2 rRNA genes are annotated in these 3,168 nt (G+C 50.7%); both read left to right on the forward strand.

Features of this window, described 5'->3' with window-relative positions:
• Window positions 1–2,751: ribosomal RNA gene (locus ACFSSA_RS15740) — 23S ribosomal RNA — on the forward strand; the annotation flags it as partial.
• A gap of 185 nt (window positions 2,752–2,936) precedes the next feature.
• Window positions 2,937–3,052: ribosomal RNA gene (gene rrf / locus ACFSSA_RS15745) — 5S ribosomal RNA — on the forward strand.
• Window positions 3,053–3,168 lie beyond the last annotated feature (116 nt).

Below are 3,168 nucleotides of genomic sequence, written 5' to 3' on the forward strand. Positions count from 1 at the left end.
GTGGTTAACACACTTTGATCCGGAGATTCCCGAATGGGGTAACCTAATAGTGGTAATACACTATTGTTCCTTTCTGAATAAAATAGGAAAGGATACGCGATACCCGGTGAAGTGAAACATCTCAGTAACCGGAGGAAAAGAAAGAGAATCGATTCCGTCAGTAGTGGCGAGCGAAAGCGGAAGAGCCCAAACCGGAGACTTGTCTCCGGGGTTGTAGGACCCCGATGTGGGACTTCGATGAATAGGAGAAGCAACTGGAAAGTTGCGACATAGAGGGTGAAATCCCCGTATCCGAAATTCAAAGAAGCCCTAGGGAGTTCCTGAGTAATACGGCACACGTGAAACGCCGTATGAATCTGTGCGGACCACCGCATAAGGCTAAATACTAGTTAGCGACCGATAGTGAACAAGTACCGTGAGGGAAAGGTGAAAAGAACCGCTGTGAGCGGAGTGAAATAGAACCTGAAACCGTGTGCCTACAAGGTGTCAGAGCCCTTCGGGGTGATGGCGTGCCTTTTGCTTAATGAGTCTGCGAGTTAGTATGTGTGGCAAGCTTAAGTTCTTATGGAACGTAGGCGAAGCGAAAGCGAGTCCGAATAGGGCGACCATAGTTGCACGTGCTAGACCCGAAGCGGAGGTGATCTACCCTTGGCCAGGTTGAAGCGTAGGTGATACTACGTGAAGGACCGAACAGGTGAATGTTGAAAAATTCTCTGATGAGCTGAGGGTAGGAGTGAAAGGCTAATCAAACCCCGTGATAGCTGGTTCTCCTCGAAATGCATTGAGGTGCAGCGTTGCGTGCTGATGAGTGGGGGTAGAGCACTGAAAGGGCTAGGGGGCATACCCGTCTACCAACCCCTATCAAACTCCGAATACCACTCAATGGAGCGCAGCAGTGAGACGGTGGGGGATAAGCTTCATCGTCAAAAGGGAAACAACCCTGATCAGCAGCTAAGGTGCCTAAACTATGCTAAGTGGAAAGGAGGTGGAATTTCATAGACAGTGAGGATGTTGGCTTAGAAGCAGCCACCATTTAAAAAGTGCGTAATAGCTTACTCATCGAGAGATTCTGCGCCGAAAATGATTGGCGATAAGCATAGTACCGAAGCTCTGGGTGTCACGTCCTGGGACGTGGCGCGGTAGAGGAGCATTCTCAACGCACTGAAGCGCGATGGCGACTGACCGTGGAGTGTTGAGAAGAGAGGATGCAGACATGAGTAACGATAAGCCGGGTGAAATCCCCGGCCGCCGTAAACCCAAGGTTTCCCGGGCTACGATTTTCGTCCCGGGGTTAGTCGGGACCTAAGGCAAGGCCGATAGGCGTAGCCGATGGACAGCAGTTTAATATTACTGCACTTCCAACCCTTTAACTGGGAGGACGCATGTGTGGAGACAACTAAGTGATTGAATTCTGAGGGAATGCTTCGGCTGAACCGCATTGTCAAAACATGTGCCGAGAAAAGTCCCAGTGTATGCTAAGGAACCCGTACCGTAAACCGACACAGGTGGGTGGGTAGAATATACCAAGGCGTAAGAGTGAACCCTGGTTAAGGAACTCGGCAAATTGGCCCCGTAACTTCGGGAGAAGGGGTGCCTATGTTTACATAGGCCGCAGTGAAATGGCCCAACCGACTGTTTAGCAAAAACACAGCATTCTGCCAAGACGCAAGTCCAAGTATAGGATGTGACACGTGACCAATGCGGAAAGATTAAGGCAAGATGTTAGCCCTTGTGGCGAAGCTTTGAACCCAAGTCCCCGTGAATGTCGGCCGTAACTATAACGGTCCTAAGGTAGCGAAATTCCTTGTCGGGTAAGTTCCGACCTGCACGAATCGTGAAACGAGTTGGGCGCTGTCTCAACCAGGTGCTCAGTGAAATTGTAATGGCGGTGAAGATGCCGCCTACCCGCAGAAGGACGGAAAGACCCTATAGACCTTAACTGTAAGCTGTCATTGGTTTTTCGATTTTCATGCTCAGCATAAGTGGGAGACTTTGAAGTGGTGCTTTAGGGCATCATGGAGTCGCCAGTGAGATACCACCCTTGGGTGTTGGAAGATCTAACCTCATGCCTTGAATCAGGCTGGGGAACAGTGTCAGCCGGTCAGTTTTACTGGGGCGGTATCCTCCTAAAGAGTAACGGAGGAGCGCGAAGGTGGGTTCAGCACGGTTTGTAACCGTGTGTCGAGTGCATAGGCATAAACCCGCCTAACTGTGAGACCTACAAGTCGAGCAGATACGAAAGTAGGCCTAAGTGATCCGGCGGTTGAATGTGGAATTGCCGTCGCTCAACGGATAAAAGGTACCTTAGGGATAACAGGCTGATTTCATCCAAGAGTTCATATCGACGATGAAGTTTGGCACCTCGATGTCGGCTCGTCGCATCCTGGGGCTGGAGAAGGTCCCAAGGGTCCGGCTGTTCGCCGGTTAAAGCGGCACGCGAGCTGGGTTCAGAACGTCGCGAGACAGTTCGGTCCTCTATCCTCTGTGGGCGTAGGAAAATTGAGGGGTTCGGTTCCTAGTACGAGAGGACCGGAATCGACGCACCTCTGGTGTACCAGTTGTTCTGTCAAGAGCATGGCTGGGTAGCTACGTGCGGAATAGATAAGCGCTGAAAGCATCTAAGCGCCAAGCTACTCCCAAGATGAATTTTCCCTTAAGGATCGTCGAAGACTACGACGTTGATAGGCTGGAAGTGTAAGTGCAGTAATGTATTCAGCTTACCAGTACTAATAATCCGTTTGGCTTGAATCCTATTTTTGAATTCGGATATCAAAGTATCGTGTAAGGCTCATTGAAGCCTGCAGGTCAGAAAGTAAATTACTCCGTATGGATGTCAGAGAGCGGGCAGACAAAGCGTGAAACGAAAGGCGTTCTTTTGATCCCCAGAGTCCCAGTTTTGAAGTTAGTGAGAGAAATCATTAATTGCAGGATTGCCCTCTGGTGACCAGAGCGCGGTGGAACCACCCGGTCCCATTCCGAACCCGGAAGTGAAACGCTGCAGCGCCGATGGTAGTGGGACGATAGGTCCTGTGAGAGTAGGTCGTCGCCAGGTATATGCCCGGCTCCAAGAAATTGGAGCCGGGCTCTTTTTCTGTGTGGTTGAAGCATTTACTTCGAAGCATTTGCTTTCGCCGGAATCCTTCAGGGAGAGGTTCGAGGCGGGACGCG

This window comes from Luteolibacter algae, assembly GCF_042683045.1.
In the GTDB taxonomy this organism is placed as follows: domain Bacteria; phylum Verrucomicrobiota; class Verrucomicrobiia; order Verrucomicrobiales; family Akkermansiaceae; genus Luteolibacter; species Luteolibacter algae.